The following is a 16,379-nucleotide window of genomic DNA, read 5'->3' as shown; positions in this document are numbered from 1 at the left end:
ATCTAAGCCCGGCTTTATGCGAGATCAAAGAAGCAGCCTGCGACCTTGTCTCTGTAGGAGAAGCGGCACGCCGCCGCAGCGGCCTGATCGATCCTGCGGTTAGGTCTATATTTTGCGTTGGAGAGACTTCGATGCGGTAATTGTACGGAGTCATGTACCGGCTATTATCGGAGCCCGTGACGATACAATCGGCCTCCTCCAAGTGAGAGTTCGATTCACCGGGCGCAAGCCGCGTAGGCATTGTGGGCGGCCGATGAAGAGACGGATTCAGGTCACGACGGGACGAAACCACACGGTGCGCGTAAGGCTTCTGATCGAAAACCCATAATGAGCATCGCGGCGAGTCGGCATGTCCGTCGCCGTCAAACCATAACCGAACAAAGGAGTTCATTCATGCACGATCTCAAGACGACATTGACGATTGCAGCCACCCTGTCCGTGGCCCTCATTACTCCGGCCTACGGTGAGGGGGTCGATTACCAAGCTCTCAAGGTGACCGATCCGGCGCAAGCCCGCACGGTCGCGCAGCAAGCGAAGGACCAAGGGGAGCAACAATTATTACAGGGCAATCAAGCGGTCCTTGGCAAAGTCGAAGCGGTCACGTCGGACCAGATCAAAGTCAATATCGGCGAAGTGCAGCCTCGATTCCTGCCGTTGAGCCAGGCAAAAGAAAAGGGCTTTCCCGATATCAAGGCCGGCGATGATCTCGTCATTACGGTCAACGGGCAAAATCTGATCGTAGACTATCATCCGTTGGATGATCCCTCGTCGAGCCATCACAGGATCGTGCGGGGAAAAATTGCGGACGATATGCCGATCGGGCAGGAAAGGGTGGTGATCAAGGAGGACAATGGAAAGGAATCCTCGTTTGAAGTCAGATCCCAGGCGCGCAGCAAGATCGCGTCTATTCCTGTGGGCACGCCCGCGTTATTTCTGATTGATGAAACGAATAAAATCAGCGACGGGACGTTCGCCAGCATGGACGCCATCAAAGGGCAACCGGCAGACACCGCTCATAAATCGTCTATAAAAGGGGCGAATCGTCGGGTCGATGGGACGGTGGTTGAGCCGTTGCATGCCGATAAGATTACGATCAAGACGGGAGAAGGAGAGCAGCCGTTCGAGGTGCGCGAGATCATGCAAGACCGCATCTCCAAGCTTCAAAAGGGGGAGTCCGTGATTCTTCTTGTCGATAACGAGAATAAGGTGGTTGATATTGCGGTGCCGCCTCAGAAGGGACGCTGAGAACGCTTGCCGTAGAGAAGGAAGTCGTTATGACACCAAAAGCCTCCTATGTGGTGATTGTCCTGGCGATACTGGCGTTGGCGGGCTGCAATCGGTATCAGGTTATTCCAAAGGAATACCAGGGACGGGTCAACCAGAAGCTCTCATTCGTGGAAGCGAAGGGGAGTCCTGCGACATACAAGGGAGAAACCGTAGTATGGGGAGGAGAGGTGTTGAAAGCGACGCGGTTGCCGAACCGCACGCGACTTGAAGTGCTGCAACTGCCGTTGACCGATGATTTCATTCCGGCGGGAAAACGCGTGGAATCGAACGGCCGCTTTCTGGCCTTCGATACACAAGGAGAGATTCTTGACCCTGCGGTGGTGAATGAAGGAACGAGGGTCACGATCATCGGACAGATACAGGGAACTGAATCGTTGGTCTCGGATCTGGGGCCTCACGAGTACCCCGTGATCCAGATCCGAGACATGACGATATGGGACAGAAAAATGTCGAGGGCCATGGCGTATCCCTACTATGGTCCTTACTACGGACATTATTATTATGGATACCGGCCGTATGTGTTCTGGGACGGGACCAGAGTGCCGGGCAGTTGAGTTGAGTAAGGCATGGTGACAACACGGATCTTGACGGCGGGGGCATGCATCATGGTCGCTGCCGTCACCGGCTGTTCGACCTATGAGGTGATTCCTGATCATCTGGACGGCGAAGTGCGCCGGGATATTGGGTTGGAACAGGTCGAGAAGACCCCTGAGTCCTATCGGGGAGAGACCGTCGTGTGGGGGGGAGAAATCCTGAGCACATCCCTCGGAAGAGACAATATTACGGTCGAAATTCTCCAATTACCCTTGGATCGGACGTTACGTCCGCTGGATTCCAAGGCCGCATCGAAAGGGCGGTTTCTCGCGATCGATGCGAAGCAAGACATGAAGGACGCGGGCGCGCTGAAAAAGGGGACGCTCGTCACGGTCATCGGCGAAGTCCAAGGGGTTGTCCCTTCCCGGCTTGATCACGACTCATATGACGCGCCTGCGTTGCTAATACGGGATATGACAGTATGGGAACGCCAGGTAGGCCTGACTCGATATCCTCTAAGTTCGCCATTCGTCGGGTATCGCCCATTCATCTTCTGGGACAGCCGCCGCGTCTCCGGTGAGTGACGGTAGGACAGAACGAGATCCGGGAGCACGACGATGAGCGAGGGAGCGTGTGATGGACAATGATGAAAAAGCTCGCATGATCAAGCCTTGGATTAATGAAGAGGAGCGGGTCACCGTCGATTTCCTCAACGAGCGGGATCTCAATGCGCAAGTGACAGACTGTACGGATGAGGTCGTCAGTCTCGCATTGGAGACTGCCGCTCCCCATATGAAGCAACGGGTAACCTTGCCGTTACGGGACATCGAAATCGGGGAGGATTTAACCCATTATACCCGCGACCCTGACGAACCGGTTCGCCAGGGCCGCTTAAGACTGACAGTCAACGAAGAACGACCCGTAGGTATGCTTTAGCCCGCATGATTCATGACGGTTCGTGACGACACTGCGGAGACGCCACGCGAGGTCCGCGACGCGAAGAATAATGAGCGTCACGTTTGCGGACGCCGCCGAGATGGTGAGGCGGCAGTGTCTTCTGCGTGGAGACGCGAGGGTCCGAAGCATTGCGGATGTTGTGACGTGCCATCTTAAAAAGCCGCGCTTCGCCAAGTTGTCACATCACCGGATCATCTATTTATCGATATGCGGTATCTCGCATTAGCGGCGGACTATGACGGCACGCTCGCGACGGACGGGATCGTGCCGGACCAGACCATCACCGCCCTGGAGCGGTTGGTCGGGTCGGGGCGGAAGCTGATCCTGGTCACAGGCCGGGTGCTTCCTGATCTCTTGGAAATTTTTCCGCGGCTTGATCTGTGCGAGCGAGTGGTGGCGGAAAACGGCGCGGTGCTCTATCGGCCGGCGTCCAAGGAGCTGAATGTGCTCGCGCCGGCTCCATCGGCGCCGTTTGTCGAGGAACTGCGGCGGCGGGGCGTCGAGGATGTGAGCGTCGGACAGTCGATTGTGGCGACGCGCCATCCGCATGAGCGGATCGCGCTGGAAGTCATCCGTGACATGGGGTTGGAGCTACGGATTGTATTCAATAAGGGCGCGGTCATGATTTTGCCGACCGGAATCAGCAAGGCCTCCGGGCTCATGGCGGCGCTGAAAGAGTTGGATCTCTCTCCGCACAACATCGTTGCGATCGGCGATGGAGAGAATGACCATGCGTTGCTCGGTTTGTCGGAGTACGCGGTGGCGGTGGCGAATGCGGTGCCGATGCTGAAGGAAGCGGCGGATCGTACGACGATGGGGGCCCGCGGCGCCGGAGTGGAGGAAATAATCGCGGATCTTTTGGAAAATGATCTTCAGCGCGATCAGCATGAACCGAGCCGCCATCGCATTCTGCTCGGGAAGCGCGAGGAGGGATCGGATGTCACCCTGCATCCCGCGTGGGGCAACGTGCTGTTGGCGGGCACATCCGGCAGCGGTAAATCGACCGTTGCGACCGGCATTCTGGAGCGCTTATCCGAGCGCGGCTATCAATTCTGTGTCATCGATCCCGAAGGGGACTATGAGGCCTTTACCGAGGCTGTCATTCTGGGCACAGGGCAACGGGGCCCGAGCGTGCAGGAAATCCTTACCGCCCTGGATAAGCCGGATAACAACGTCGTCGTGAATTTGGTCGGCTTGCCTCTTCAAGACCGGCCGTCGTTTTTTCTTGGCCTTGTCCCGCGCCTTCAGGAGCTGCGCGCGAAAACCGGGCGGCCGCACTGGATTCTGGTGGATGAGACCCACCATCTGTTACCGTCCGACTGGAACCCAGCCTCGCTCGTCCTGGCGCAGAAGTTGTCCTGCATGATTTATGTCACCGTCCATCCCGAACAAATAGAGCGTTCCGTGCTGAAAACGATCGACACAGCCATCATGCTTGGAGAAGCGCCGGACCGGACGATGGCAAGCTTCTGCACGGCGATAGGTGAACCCTGTCCGGCTGTGCCGCAGCAATCCCTCTCGCCGGGCGAGGGGATTATCTGGCTCCGCGCAACAACAGAGCCGCCGTTCCGGTTGCGCATCGCGCCCAGCGAGATGGACCGCCGTCGTCACCGCCGCAAATACGCGGAAGGGGAGCTGCCTGCTGAGCGCAGTTTCTACTTCCGCGGCCCGTCCGGGCGCCTCAATCTTCGAGCTCAAAATCTGATCCTCTTCGCTCAGATCGCCGATGGTGTGGATGACGCCACGTGGGAATACCACTTGCGACGCGGGGACTACTCGCAATGGTTTGTAGAGGGGATCAAAGATGAAGTGCTCGCCGAAGCAGCCAGGCGGATTGAAAATGACGCCGCACTCACGCCGGAGGATAGCCGCCGTCTCATGCGAACGGCGATCGAGGAGCATTACACCGTTCCCGCGAAGGATTGATGACGTGTGGAATGAGGAATGAGAAATGAGGAATTGTCGACGCGATGTGCGGCTCCCCGGCTGATGGCTGAATACCGGATTGATAGAGAAATCGCTTTCGCGGTTGTTGTGGCGGCGCACGTGCTAGTCATTGGTTGCGCCGACATGGCGAGGGAGCAGGATGACGGCATTGCCCGCGCGGTCAAGCAGTCACTGTATGACCATGAACCGGTGAATCTGCTGCGGGTCGATGTCAGCGCGCACAGAGGCGTGATCTATTTGAGCGGAGAAGTGGACGAGTACCGCCATAAGGAAGAGGCCGAGCGGCTGTCCGAACAAATCGAGGGAGTGTCGAAGGTGGTCAACAAGGTGCAGGTGGAGCAGTAATCACACTCAAAAAGGAGGCGTTATGAAAGGGATCGTATTCGGGGCCATGGTCGTGGGAAGCATGGCTTTGATGGCCGGCGGCTGTAGCCACGGCAGCAAACGGGATCTGGTCGGCAGCACGAACATTTCGTTGATTGAAGCGGTCCGGACGGCCGAAGCAACCGTGACGGACGGGCGCGCGGTCGAAGCGGAATTGGAGAAAGAAGACGGGCGCGCGATGTATGAAGTGGAGCTCATCGACGCGAAACAGGACAAACGAAAGGTCTATGTGGACGCGGGGACCGGAAAAGTTTACAAATTGAAATAAACGCCCGCGATGCCGCCTGAGGAGGCTCTTCACGCAAGCCTCATGAGGAAGGCCGTCAGAGATCAGCGTCCGCGACCTGTTGCGTGCAGCGGAACCCGGGCAGTAGGTATGACCGCTGTTCTCGCCCTTATCACCATGTCGGCCATGTGCGCAACCTTGCTGGGGCGCGCATGGCCGGCTCTCGCCGCATCTGAAGCTCCATCCGTAGGTCCGAATCCTTGGCAGTACGGAACGCTGGTCGATGTCAGTTACGGTCTCGACTTTGACTTTCCTGAAAATCACCGCTGGCGCAGCAAGGAGACGACTCCTCGCACCAATGAGTTCGCACCCAATATGGCGCTCGGCTATCTTCACAAGGAACCGCATCGCACCGGGGAATGGGGGATGGAACTCGCTGGCCAAGCCGGATACGACATGGACGCGCTCGTCCCCAATGAACAGGAAGGACGTGGCAGGCCGGTGCCGGGGGCCGATGTCTTGCGTCATCTCTCCCGAGCGAACGTCAGTTACCTGGCGCCTGTCGGCAACGGCTTGATGCTGACCGCCGGACTCATGCAAGGCTACATCAACTACGAATCGTTCTACGCGAAGAATAATCTGAACTATACGAGAGCCTACATCACGGACTATTCGCCGAATTTTCTATTCGGGCTCGGGAGCCGCTACGCGATCAACCACAACATCGATGTCGGGTTGCATGTCATCAACGGGTTTCAGCACCTGGCCCACCCCAATAACCTGCCGAGCTACGGCGCGGAAGTGGACTGGCGGGTGGCGAGGCGGGTGGTGCTGGCGCAGAATGTGTATTATGGGCCGGACCAATCCGACACGTCCCTCCGATTCTGGCGATTCTTTTCGGACACCCAGCTGCAATGGAACGGCGATGGATTGACGATGGCCCTCGCGTATGACATCGGAACGGAGCGGGCGACCGATTTGGCGAATCATGAGCGGACGTTCTGGATGGGAGCGGCGCTGTTCACGCGCTGGGATCTGTCCGGGCCATGGAGTCTTTCGGTCAGGCCGGAAGTATTCTGGGATCGCAATGGCCGCATGACGGATGCGCGCCAGCTCCTATGGGCCGTCACCACGACGCTCGAATATCGGCGGCACGTCGGGCGGCAGCTTTGGCTCACGCGCCTGGAATATCGGTATGATAATTCGACAGGCAAGGAAGGCGGATTCTTTCGCGGCGGGGATGCGGCCCCTGGGGTTCCGCGGCTCGTGCAGAGCCAACATCTGCTCCTATTCTCGCTTGTGTGGGCGTTCGAGTCATGACGGCTTTCGGCTCGATTCCAGCGCCCCATGAAGCTCTCCTCCGCGCATTTTACGCCGCAGCGCTTCAAATTGCTCCTGAAGCCGGTCCAATTCCTCGTCCGTGCAATCCTCCAGGTCGATCAGGCTGTTCCGCGCGCCTTTCATCTTATGGACCAGCTCATCGAGCTTCAGATGAATCGCCTTCGCATCGCGATTCTGCGAGTTCTGGATCAGGAATACCATGAGGAACGTCACGATCGTCGTTCCGGTATTGATGACCAGTTGCCAGGTGTCCGAGTAATCGAACAGCGAACCGGTCGCGGTCCAGACGATGACGACGAAGACGGCCAGAATGAACGCCCATGGGCTCCCGACCCAGATGGACGCGCGTTTTGCAAAGGTATGAAAAAATTCCGTTACAGATGTATCCATCGGAGGCCTCGTTTCGTGGATCAGTCCTGACTTTTCGGGACGATCGAAATACCGCCGCCCACTTCAAGCACGGCGTACTTAATCTGATCCATCCGTTCCAGCCCTTGCGTCTTCCGCGCAATGGCCAGGATATCCTCGCGATCGACTCTCGCGCGATCCATCAATGCTTCCAAGGGCCGTCCGTTTTCCACGAGGACCAGGGGCAGCCCGTCAAGCCATCGCTCGATGAACGCGCTTCTATGTTTCCAGTTGGTAAAGAGGACGTCCAACCCGACCAACGTCGTGATCACGAGCATTCCGTTCACCATCGAATAATCATTGCCGATCATCGCGTTCTGCGTCGCTTCGCTGATGATCAACAAAAGGACGAAATCAAAACTCGTCATTTCGCTGAGTGTTCGCCGCCCCGCAAGCCGAAACATCAACAGCAGGAAAAGATAGACAGCGAGAGCCCGTAAGACAGCATCCATTCTCACTCCTTCCGTTGTATTGTATGTCGGTCCATTCGTCCTTCAGGGATAGACAAACTGCCGCACCGGTATCGCGGCCACGCCCGGCGAGCGGAGTTCACCAGTCACCCAGCCGACATCGATAAATTGGAGGTTCAAAGTGATGATCCCCGATTCTTGCTTGCCGGTCATGGTCACCTCGAACAGGAGGCCGTTATCAGCCATCCCGCTGGTCACCGGCTCCGGCGTGATGCGCTGGATATTCACGCGGCCGGTGTAGTCCGGACCGAGCCATATCCGGACCGAGCCATTGGACGCCTGTCCGGGCTTCACATGGATGCGTAGCTCGGAGGAGCCTTCGTAACGTCCAAACCGCTCATACTCCACCCACAGCGGTCCATGAATGTCGCCGGCGATTGTGTCGCTCAAAGGCCCGTGACCGAATAATCCAGCCAGACCCGACAGAACGATCAGCCCCATTGCCGCCCATCCGACGCGCTGAATCCTCCACATGCGGTGCTGGACCGGAAGATCCTGATTGATCTCGAGATCACCGACTCGGACGATGGGCGCGCTCATGATGGAGCCGATTGCGGCAAGGGGGGCGGCGCAGGTGGAATGGGCTCCGGCAGCGGCGGAGGAACAGGGGCAGGGGGCAGAGGCTGCGCCGGCGGAGGTGGGGACGGCGCAGGAGGAATCGGCCGAGGTTGTGTCGGCTGGGACTGAGGCCTCGCATAGCGCGGGAGGCAGAACCAGTCCAAGCCTACGGCGATGGCCAAGGCTAGGACTACGGCCGGCCGGTCACGAATCATGCGACAACCTTCAGTGCGTAGGTTTGGAGCCCGCTCCCTCATGTTGCGGAGCCTTGACGTTGCCGCCGCTGCTCGGGCCGCTGGGACCTGCGCCACCGGTCTGCTCTTCACCCTGCGGACCAGTATCGCTGCGTTTTTGTTTCTGTTCCTGTTTCTGCGTTTTTGTTTCACTTCCCTGTTGCTTGGGTGCCTTATCAGCCTCCGTCGCATAGGCGGGCAGTCCGGCCAATGCCATGCCGATGACGAGCGCCGGAATGCTCTGAAAGAATTTCATCATGGGAGCCTCCCCTTTAGCTTGAGTTGTACCGTTCGACTCTTCACGTTCGCCTGCCAGTTTGTGGCCTGATCCCCCGTTACATTTGCTTGTGTGCAAAGCGCGAGCCACACGCCATATTTGGGATCAAGATTATGTTCATGTCGGGTATGGCGAATCTCGTCCGGTGCGCCCGGCAAGAATGTTCCGTCCGAGACAGGCAGTCTTTTGGGCGACGGAGCCTGGGGCTGCTCGTGCGGTTGTCCCCGGCGGTCACCGTGATGCGGTATAGCGTAACTGTGACTCGTGTGTGTGGCTCGCTGCTTCCTGCACCGCCGTCACGAGTTCATCCAAGTCGAAGGGTTTGGAGAGACAGGTATAGGCGCTCATCAAGGGCTGACTGTCTTTCCGTTCCATCAGGTCGGAATCGCATGAGGCCATGATGACCGGCGTGTCCGGCCAGACTAGTCGGCTCACGTCTAGGAATGTCAGCCCGTCCATATTCGGCATATGGTAATCGCACAGCACGACATGATGACGGCGCTTCTTCATTTCGGCCAATCCTTCGCGGCCGTCAGCCGCTTGATGGACTTGATAGCCTTCCTGCTGGAACAAATCAGCCAGCAAGCAGCGAATATCCTCATCGTCTTCAACCAGCAGAATTCGTTTATCTTCGCCTCGCATCCCGGCCCCCTTCCTTGGCGGGTTTCATCCGCCGCAGCCATGGATGAGCAAATTGTGGGCCGCGACCTTCACTGCCTACGCGAGATGAAATTCAGGCAATTGGGTGGATTTTGGCGCCTACAGCGGAAGCGGAGGCGGGACAGCAAGACAGATTGGCAGCCGGATCAGACAAGATGTCCGGCGGGTTATCCGACTCCGAACTGGGCGGCGACCCCATATTGCCTCAGCTTGCGAAGCAGAGTCTTGCGGTGGATGCCCAGAATCAAAGCCGATCGACCCAGGTCCCGGTCATGAGACTCCAGCACGCGGAGAATGTGATCCCGCTCCAAGTCCGTCAGCGTGACCCAGCCTTGGGCCTGCGCGACCGTCTGGACCGTCGCGCTTTTTACGGCCGCCGGGAGATCTTCCGGGCAAATAATGGAATGAGGCGTCAATGCGACCGACCGCTCGATCGCATGCTCGAGTTCCCGCACGTTACCCGGCCACCAGTAGCGCAGAAGGAGTTCCATCGCTTCGGGCGAGACGCCGGTGACCGGCTTTTCTTTGGCCGCCCCATAGGTCTGGATGAAAAATTGGACGAGAAGCGGGATGTCCTCAACCCGCTCGCGGAGCGGTGGAATATCGATTGAGACGACGTTCAGCCGGTAAAACAGATCTTCGCGGAAGGTGCCTGCCTTGACCAGCGAGTCGAGCTGTTTCTTTGACGCGGCGATAATGCGCACGTCAATGGCCATCGACGCGGTGCTGCCGACCCGGCGGATTTCCCGTTCCTGAATCACCCGCAACAGTTTGCCTTGGAGCGCGGGGGAGAGGTCAGCGACCTCGTCCAGAAAGCAGGTACCGAGATGTGCTTTCTCGAGCAGCCCTTTTTTTGCGGCCACGGCTCCCGTGAAGGACCCGCGCTCATGTCCGAACAGTTCCGATTCCAACAGGGTTTCCGCAAGTGACCCTCCGTCGACCGTGACGAACGGGCCGCCGCTTCGGGCGCTGTTGGCGTGGATGGCGCGGGCGATCAATTCTTTCCCCGTCCCGCTTTCTCCTTGCAACAACACCGTACTTTCGGTCTGCGCCACCCGCGCAATGGACTTATAGACAGCGACCATGGCGGGACTGCTACCGACCAGATTATCGAATCGGTAGCGGCTTTTGAGTTGCTCACGTAAGACTTGGTTTTGCGTCGAGAGATATTTATGCTCCAGGGCGCGCCGGGCCACCAGCCGGACCTCATCAATGATGAACGGCTTACTGAGATAATCGAAAGCGCCCGCTTTGATGCCGTCCACGGCGGTTTTGAGCGACCCATAGGCGGTCATCAAAATCACCGGCATGTCTAGCTGTTGGGTCCGCAGTTCGGCGAGAAAAGCCAACCCGTCCATGTCCGGCATGTGAATATCGGTCATGATCAGATCCGGAGTATGTTCCCGGATATGTTCCAGCGCCGCTTTCGCGTGGGGCGCCGTGGAAATGGCATAGCCTTCTTTCGACAAAATCTCATGGAGCAAGGCCAGCGTTTCGGCGTCGTCGTCCACGATGAGAATATTGCAGTGATCAAGTTTCATAGCGATGACCTCACAAGCGGAAGCAGGATGGTAAAGCGGGAGCCCTTGCCAGGCGCGCTTTCCACCGTAATTCGTCCGCCGTGGGCGCGGACGGTTTCTTGAACGATGGCGAGTCCCAGTCCCGTTCCGCGCCCGATGGTTTTCGTGGTGAAGAACGGCTGGAAGATGGGCGCTAAATGCTCCGGTTCGATCCCGGTACCGGTGTCGGCGACGTCGATACCCACACGTTTATCCGATTCGGCGCCGCCTTCGTCCGCCGTGTATGCCCGAATGTTCAGAGCTCCCCCGGCCGGCATCGATTGCAGCGCATTTTCGACTAAATGATTGAGCGCTTCCTGCAACTGTTGCCGATCCGCGGACACCAAAGCCGGATCAGGGGACAGCGTCAATGTACACGTGACCTGTAGCCGCGTGCATTCTGTTTGAAACAAGGCAACGGAATCTTGAAGGCATGCGTTGATGTCGATAATGGATCGGACCGGATCGGGCCGGCGGGCGTAGACGAGCAAATCCTGTATGATCGTCGATGTCCGTTCTATCTGGGTCTCCACGATTTGTAGCCTCGCACGGACATGCGGGGCCAGAGAATGCTCCTCTTTGAGCAATTGGACGTGACCGGAGAGGGCGGTCAGCGGCGTGCCGATTTTATGGGCCACGGTGGCCGCGAATTGGCCGATGGCGGACAGCCGTTGGACCCGTGCCGCTGTCCGTTGAGCGGCGGACAGCAGTTGGTTTGCTTGGGCCAGCTGCTCATTCTTCTTATGGAGCTCCTCGGCGGTTCTCCTGAGCGCCATCTCGGTTTGTTTCCGCTCCGTAAAATCTTTGACGATCATCGCCAGGCCCGTGGCGGTTCCGTCACGGCCCCGCACGACGAAGATGTTGACGCAGACCGGGACCGGCTCACCGCGCATCGTGCGATATTGGAGTTCAAACTCAATCGCTTGGCCCGCCCTAAGCAGCTTTCGCCGTTCGGCTTCCTCGATCGCCCGGTAGTCCGGCGCGATGAGATCTCCATGTGTCTTCATCAAGAGTTGGTCCCGCGAATAGCCGGTCAACCGCTCCAGGGCGCTGTTCACCTCCACGAAGGCGCCCTCGAACGTCATGTAGGCGAATCCGTCGTGGGAAGATTCGAAAATGCTCCGGAACCGCACCTGTGCGTCGTGTAACGCCTCTTCTGCTCGCTGGCGGCCGAATTGTTCGACCAGCAATTGGTCCCGTTCCTTGTTCACTTCCTTGGCCCCGATTGTTCCGGCTGCCGTACGGACCTTGCGATGATTCCAAGCGCAAGGGGAACGTTTCCGAGGTTTGCAGGACTGTCGTCGGCTTGATCCCCGGTCCGGCAGATCGACACCTTAATACGATAAACCCTGCACAGATTGCGAGAGCGATGCCTGTCTCAATTGGCGGCAGTTGAACTCTCCGGCGACAAAAGTCCGGCAGATCAATGTATCGAAGACGCGGCTGCCGCATATCCGCCCGCAAGCAAGCCTGGACGCTGAGAAATGCCAGGATTGGCCCAGCATCGCGGAGGGCCAGCCTGTCTTCGGTTATCCGGGAAAAGCTGCTGATGGGCAGCCTGTCGGCAGCCTATTTCCCAGAAAATCCTAGAGTCTTCGCGATCTTTAGTAAACCCCTTTTACCGGCCCGGGGGAACAACTTGTCCCGTGAAGGAGACAAAGAGTCCGAGGTTTTTCTTTCAGGACCGTCATTTTTCAGTGCTCATTTCTCATCCTCATTTCCTTCTGAATGTGACAGGTTTTCCTGTTGCGGGATACTTCGTCTGCCGACGGCTTCTTCCATGTGAGCGTCGCGCGCGGTGCCTGCGCCTCCATTGCCGAATAGAATCGGGCAGTTACCGGGTTTCGCGCGCGCTGGCAACCTTTATGCTTTCGTGGGTGCGCAACGAGAGCGAGAGGCTGAAGAAGGGAATCTTGATCGTGATCCTGATCGTCGAACCGGATGAAGAATTGGCCGGCGCAATGGGTGAGCTGCTCTTCGATGATGGATTTGAAGTCTGCATCGCAGACTCGTTGAAATACGCAGTCGGTCAATTGCCGGCGAACGGGGTGCAAGGCGTCGTCATCGATGTCGACGGAATCCCACTCTATTCGGATCATACGGCGCTCAAGTTGATGGGCGACTGGTTTCGACATTGTGATTCTCCGCCTCCGGTGATTGTGTTGAGCATGTGTGCGCCTTCGCGAAGCGACGGAGGTTTGCCTCCTCCGTCCATCAGCCGCGCGCTCTGGATCGAGTGGGTGAATAAGCCGTTTCAGAACAAGGAATTCTTGTCGTTGATTCGTCAGACAGTCAGGCCAAACTAATTCTCGTCGATCCCGCGTGGATGCGACGCAAAGGAGGGACTGAAAAATGAGCTGTGAACGATGCGGCGGATTGAAGATTTTCGATCACTTTTATGGCACGACGGCAGGCACATCAGCGTGGTCGTATGACGGGTTGCGATGCCTAAACTGCGGCCATATTTCCGATATCCCTGGTCCGGACGGCGCGATCGCCCGCCCGGTCGACCGGTCCATGAGCGAGCGCCGATGGTCTCATCCTTCGCTTCGAATGAAGGACCGAAGGATGGCGGCGGAATCGCTTTTTGAGGCCGTGTAAACTGCTTCCCTCGGCCGATCCGCGTCGCTTCGGGACTCCGGTGTTGGTTGTATGAGGCGCCCGCGCAACCGCGCGGGGGCAGATACTGAGCCACCGAAGCGAGCACATGCTGGCCTGTCCCGGTTGTCGTGCTGTCAATCCGGCTTCGCAACGACGACATCTCTCACGAACCTTCTTCCGCTCATTGAACATCGTAATCCCCGATCCGTAAGCCGGATCAGCGTATCGGGGTAGGCACCGATGGCTAATCAATCCCTCCGCAACAGAGCTGATCTGTCCACGGTCGTCGGATCTTCCCATTCTCGCCGGCGCGGACATTCTGACTAGGGAGAGACGGGCGGCGACGACAATCGGTCGGTCTCCGCCGAAACCCAGGAATGATCTGTCAAAGCTTGGTAGGCGACGGCGGCGGAATGAATGGGAGAGATTTGCATCAAGAATGGAGTACACCAATCCGAATCGGTTGCATCGAGCGCATCGGGAACGACGACCCTCCTCAAGTGATTCCGGTAGGCAGCCTCGATTTTCAAGGGCACGGAACTGACCGGCCCAATCCCCCCATCGGCTGTGATGGTGCCGGTCATGGTGCGATCCAGAGGGATGAAGTCTCCCTTCGCCAGGGCCACGACGGTTAATCCAACCATGGCGGTGAGACTGTCACCGAAAATCATTCCTGCCGGTTCGTGCACGGCCAAGCTCACACTCCATGAGTCCGTCTTTAAACCGGCCGCTCTGGCGGCCCGGTCGATTGCGCCAAGGATGGCAAGTTCTGTGTCCGGGCTGAACGCACCGGCCCTTCCAGAAAACTAACGATAATGCCGTGCTGATCCGACCGCTCTTCCCATCCCACCACCAGTTCCCCGACCGCGCCTTGCCGCATATCCCGCACGTCGCGGGCCACGCTCACTCCCAGAAACCGAATGATTTGAGCCCGCTGCAGCCCGGCGCCGGCCATCACCGGCGAAAGCAGCCCTACCACAAGAAAAAGGATGACGACATACGGATCCAGGAATCGTCTCTTCATCGTCCCTCTACTCCTTCGTTACCTTGAGAGATATCAAAATTCGAGCCCATCCGGGACTAGTCTCTTCCCCATGCGTGCGGGTGAACGTGGCCTTGCAGCTAGGGAAAAGTCCCCAGTCCAGTCGTTGCCCTGGTTTAAAAATCTAGGGAGCATCCTAGTGGTCCGCCCATCAGCGGTGCTCTAGAGTCCAGTAGATTTTGATCCGTAGCTAAGGAGGGGCTGCCATGAGTGCCATCGCCAACCAACCGTTTATTCCCATCTGCTGCGTGTGCGGGCTCGTGCGTGATGAGGCGGGAGAGACAGGAAACGGAGATGACGAGCCCTGGTCGGATCTCGGATCCTATTTAGATCGGCACGGATTGCGCGGGTCGGATTACAGGCTCACGCACACATATTGTCCGGTCTGCGTGCACCGGTACGTGCCCATCGGGAAAAGTTATGAGGAAGAGTCACGGGCCAGACGGCCGGGCCTGACCATCACCGGCCTTATTCTGCAGACCATACGCCGCAGCCCCAATTGCAACCTGGATGCGCTCGTGCGCGCTTGTCCTGAGTACACCTGGAACCAAGTCTTTCTAGAGGTCGACCGCCTGAGCCGAACAGGGGAAATCGAACTAGCGTCCGCAGGCCCCGGCCAGTACACGATGAGCATGCCGGACAAGAGAAGGCACGAAGTCCGCAAATCAGTTTGAACAGCAAAACGGGAGTGGGTCAGACCCTGCGCCCACTCCTTTGCTTTCAAAGTCTGTTCCCTTCCATTACGGTTAAATTCCCGACCGACTGAGTATCGCTTCTTCGGTGTCGCCGTGTTTCCGCTTGTGGCTCATCAACAGAGATTCATCCGTTTGCCATACGGAAACCCGTGACCTTCTGTTTGCACCCATACCCTGTCGACGATAAGCGACAATGAAACTAGGGTCCAACCTAGTGGCTTGAAAGAGCAAAGAACTCTACTGTGCAAAGCAAGCAACGAACAGATCGTCTTGTGAAAGGGGTGATCATGATCGACAGCCATGCAGCGAGTGCCAATGTCGACCGAAGCGGGAAGTCTGCGATACTGTCTCGGCATCGCACACCGGGACGTCAACGGCCATTGCCGGGGGCGGCGCCGGAGTCCCAGCCGATCATTGAAGTATCTGAGCAGGACGGACGGTTCACTGTCTATGCCGATTTTCGAATGGTGCCTGACGCCGAGCATGTGACGGTGGAATTCGCGCAACAGGGAGTCATCATCTCGGGCGGCGCCATGCAACGCTACATCCCAGTTCCGACCGATGGGGACATTGAATTGGCGTCGGTGCATGTCGCGAACGGCGTGGCGCGAATCGCGGTTCCCGTCGCCGGACTGGGACATCGCTGGCGGGCGATCGTAATGTGGTGATGTCCATGACGTCCTCTCTCATGGCGGCCGGTGCTTTGCTCATTGCCATCGCAGTGGGAACACCGGGTTTCGCTATGGGGGAGGCCGCCGGTTCGTCCGCCGATCAGAAAAAGCTCACCGTTACAGGCATGGTCGAGAAATTGGACCTGTCCGCTAAGAAGGGCATGCTGATCACGTCGGCCGGCAAGCCGGTGTTCTTTCAGATCGTCAAACCGGAACTATTTCAAGGTATTTCGATCGGGCAAGAGATCACTATACAAATGGATGAGCACGGGCGCGCCATCAAAGCCATCGAGTCCCAATCCATTCCGGAATTGCCAGCTCCTACGAATTAACATCCCACCTTGCCGCCCGGTGCTCATCCCTTTTTACCGGTCTCGGCCCGGGTTCTTCTTAAGGGAAAGTGCCGGCTCTGCAAGTATTCGACTGTCTTACCCTTTAACTAGGGTTCCTCCTAGGTCATTCGTTAATCTGCTTCAGATTATAGTCCTTCGGTAATTTCCATTCCCAGCGGATTTCCGGGGTTCATTGG

Annotated in this window: 22 protein-coding genes; 12 read left to right on the top strand and 10 right to left on the bottom strand. The window is 57.8% G+C overall.

The window, feature by feature from the left end:
- Positions 1-393 precede the first annotated feature (393 nt).
- From ACWGXE_RS12540 to ACWGXE_RS12505, 8 genes are all read left to right on the top strand, one after another.
- Positions 394-1,245: a hypothetical protein gene (locus ACWGXE_RS12540; protein WP_447598102.1), complete on the top strand. Its 852-nt coding sequence runs from the start codon at positions 394-396 to the stop codon at positions 1,243-1,245.
- A 29-nt stretch (positions 1,246-1,274) separates the two neighbouring features.
- Positions 1,275-1,841, top strand: a complete 567-nt coding sequence (locus ACWGXE_RS12535; protein WP_447598101.1) for a Slp family lipoprotein — start codon at positions 1,275-1,277, stop codon at positions 1,839-1,841.
- Positions 1,842-1,853: 12 nt separating this feature from the next.
- Complete coding sequence (locus tag ACWGXE_RS12530) at positions 1,854-2,405, top strand: Slp family lipoprotein (RefSeq protein ID WP_447598100.1); 552 nt, start codon at positions 1,854-1,856, stop codon at positions 2,403-2,405.
- 52 nt (positions 2,406-2,457) lie between these two features.
- Entirely contained in the window at positions 2,458-2,757 is a 300-nt protein-coding gene (locus tag ACWGXE_RS12525) for a hypothetical protein (protein WP_447598099.1), read from the top strand.
- A 228-nt stretch (positions 2,758-2,985) separates the two neighbouring features.
- On the top strand, positions 2,986-4,704 hold the full coding sequence (locus ACWGXE_RS12520) for an HAD-IIB family hydrolase (RefSeq protein ID WP_447598098.1): 1,719 nt from the start codon (positions 2,986-2,988) through the stop codon (positions 4,702-4,704).
- Between the two features lie 120 nt (positions 4,705-4,824).
- Entirely contained in the window at positions 4,825-5,070 is a 246-nt protein-coding gene (locus tag ACWGXE_RS12515) for a BON domain-containing protein (RefSeq protein WP_447598097.1), read from the top strand.
- Positions 5,071-5,092: 22 nt separating this feature from the next.
- Complete coding sequence (locus ACWGXE_RS12510) at positions 5,093-5,377, top strand: PepSY domain-containing protein (protein WP_447598096.1); 285 nt, start codon at positions 5,093-5,095, stop codon at positions 5,375-5,377.
- A 108-nt stretch (positions 5,378-5,485) separates the two neighbouring features.
- Entirely contained in the window at positions 5,486-6,655 is a 1,170-nt protein-coding gene (locus ACWGXE_RS12505) for an outer membrane beta-barrel protein (RefSeq protein ID WP_447598095.1), read from the top strand.
- Here the strand turns inward: ACWGXE_RS12505 and ACWGXE_RS12500 are convergent.
- From ACWGXE_RS12500 to ACWGXE_RS12470, 7 genes are all read right to left on the bottom strand, one after another.
- On the bottom strand, positions 6,650-7,066 hold the full coding sequence (locus ACWGXE_RS12500) for a low affinity iron permease family protein (protein WP_447598094.1): 417 nt from the start codon (positions 7,064-7,066) through the stop codon (positions 6,650-6,652). The genes ACWGXE_RS12505 and ACWGXE_RS12500 overlap by 6 nt on opposite strands.
- 20 nt (positions 7,067-7,086) lie before the next feature.
- Positions 7,087-7,536, bottom strand: coding sequence for a DUF421 domain-containing protein (locus ACWGXE_RS12495; RefSeq protein WP_447598093.1), 450 nt, complete (start codon positions 7,534-7,536; stop codon positions 7,087-7,089).
- A gap of 42 nt (positions 7,537-7,578) precedes the next feature.
- Positions 7,579-8,094 (bottom strand): hypothetical protein, encoded by a 516-nt coding sequence (locus ACWGXE_RS12490; RefSeq protein ID WP_447598092.1) that lies wholly within the window; start codon positions 8,092-8,094, stop codon positions 7,579-7,581.
- 243 nt (positions 8,095-8,337) lie between these two features.
- Positions 8,338-8,604: a hypothetical protein gene (locus ACWGXE_RS12485; protein ID WP_447598091.1), complete on the bottom strand. Its 267-nt coding sequence runs from the start codon at positions 8,602-8,604 to the stop codon at positions 8,338-8,340.
- Positions 8,605-8,853: 249 nt separating this feature from the next.
- Positions 8,854-9,264: a response regulator gene (locus tag ACWGXE_RS12480; protein ID WP_447598090.1), complete on the bottom strand. Its 411-nt coding sequence runs from the start codon at positions 9,262-9,264 to the stop codon at positions 8,854-8,856.
- Between the two features lie 185 nt (positions 9,265-9,449).
- Complete coding sequence (locus ACWGXE_RS12475) at positions 9,450-10,823, bottom strand: sigma-54-dependent transcriptional regulator (RefSeq protein WP_447598089.1); 1,374 nt, start codon at positions 10,821-10,823, stop codon at positions 9,450-9,452.
- Positions 10,820-12,052 carry a two-component system sensor histidine kinase NtrB gene (locus tag ACWGXE_RS12470; RefSeq protein ID WP_447598088.1) on the bottom strand — a complete coding sequence of 411 codons (1,233 nt, stop codon included), beginning with the start codon at positions 12,050-12,052 and terminating at the stop codon, positions 10,820-10,822. Before ACWGXE_RS12470 ends, ACWGXE_RS12475 begins: the two co-directional genes overlap by 4 nt.
- A 702-nt stretch (positions 12,053-12,754) precedes the next feature.
- On the opposite strand from ACWGXE_RS12470, the gene ACWGXE_RS12465 reads away from it, so the two are divergent.
- Positions 12,755-13,147: a hypothetical protein gene (locus tag ACWGXE_RS12465; RefSeq protein WP_447598087.1), complete on the top strand. Its 393-nt coding sequence runs from the start codon at positions 12,755-12,757 to the stop codon at positions 13,145-13,147.
- Here the strand turns inward: ACWGXE_RS12465 and ACWGXE_RS12460 are convergent.
- The 3 genes from ACWGXE_RS12460 to ACWGXE_RS12450 form a co-directional block, all read right to left on the bottom strand.
- Positions 13,144-13,602 (bottom strand): hypothetical protein, encoded by a 459-nt coding sequence (locus tag ACWGXE_RS12460; RefSeq protein WP_447598086.1) that lies wholly within the window; start codon positions 13,600-13,602, stop codon positions 13,144-13,146. The two genes, ACWGXE_RS12465 and ACWGXE_RS12460, sit on opposite strands and share 4 nt — an antisense overlap.
- 163 nt (positions 13,603-13,765) lie before the next feature.
- Entirely contained in the window at positions 13,766-14,131 is a 366-nt protein-coding gene (locus tag ACWGXE_RS12455; RefSeq protein WP_447603725.1) for a S16 family serine protease, read from the bottom strand.
- Positions 14,132-14,160: 29 nt separating this feature from the next.
- On the bottom strand, positions 14,161-14,466 hold the full coding sequence (locus tag ACWGXE_RS12450; RefSeq protein ID WP_447598085.1) for a hypothetical protein: 306 nt from the start codon (positions 14,464-14,466) through the stop codon (positions 14,161-14,163).
- Positions 14,467-14,690: 224 nt separating this feature from the next.
- Between ACWGXE_RS12450 and ACWGXE_RS12445 the strand changes: the two genes are divergently transcribed.
- The 3 genes from ACWGXE_RS12445 to ACWGXE_RS12435 all read left to right on the top strand — a co-directional run bounded on the left by ACWGXE_RS12445 (position 14,691) and on the right by ACWGXE_RS12435 (position 16,182).
- Positions 14,691-15,158 (top strand): hypothetical protein, encoded by a 468-nt coding sequence (locus ACWGXE_RS12445; RefSeq protein ID WP_447598084.1) that lies wholly within the window; start codon positions 14,691-14,693, stop codon positions 15,156-15,158.
- 263 nt (positions 15,159-15,421) lie between these two features.
- Positions 15,422-15,847 (top strand): hypothetical protein, encoded by a 426-nt coding sequence (locus ACWGXE_RS12440; protein ID WP_447598083.1) that lies wholly within the window; start codon positions 15,422-15,424, stop codon positions 15,845-15,847.
- A gap of 5 nt (positions 15,848-15,852) precedes the next feature.
- Positions 15,853-16,182: a hypothetical protein gene (locus ACWGXE_RS12435; protein WP_447598082.1), complete on the top strand. Its 330-nt coding sequence runs from the start codon at positions 15,853-15,855 to the stop codon at positions 16,180-16,182.
- Positions 16,183-16,379 lie beyond the last annotated feature (197 nt).

It is taken from the genome of Nitrospira sp. Nam80, from assembly GCF_965152575.1.
This window is presented reverse-complemented; position numbering and strand designations above follow the sequence as displayed.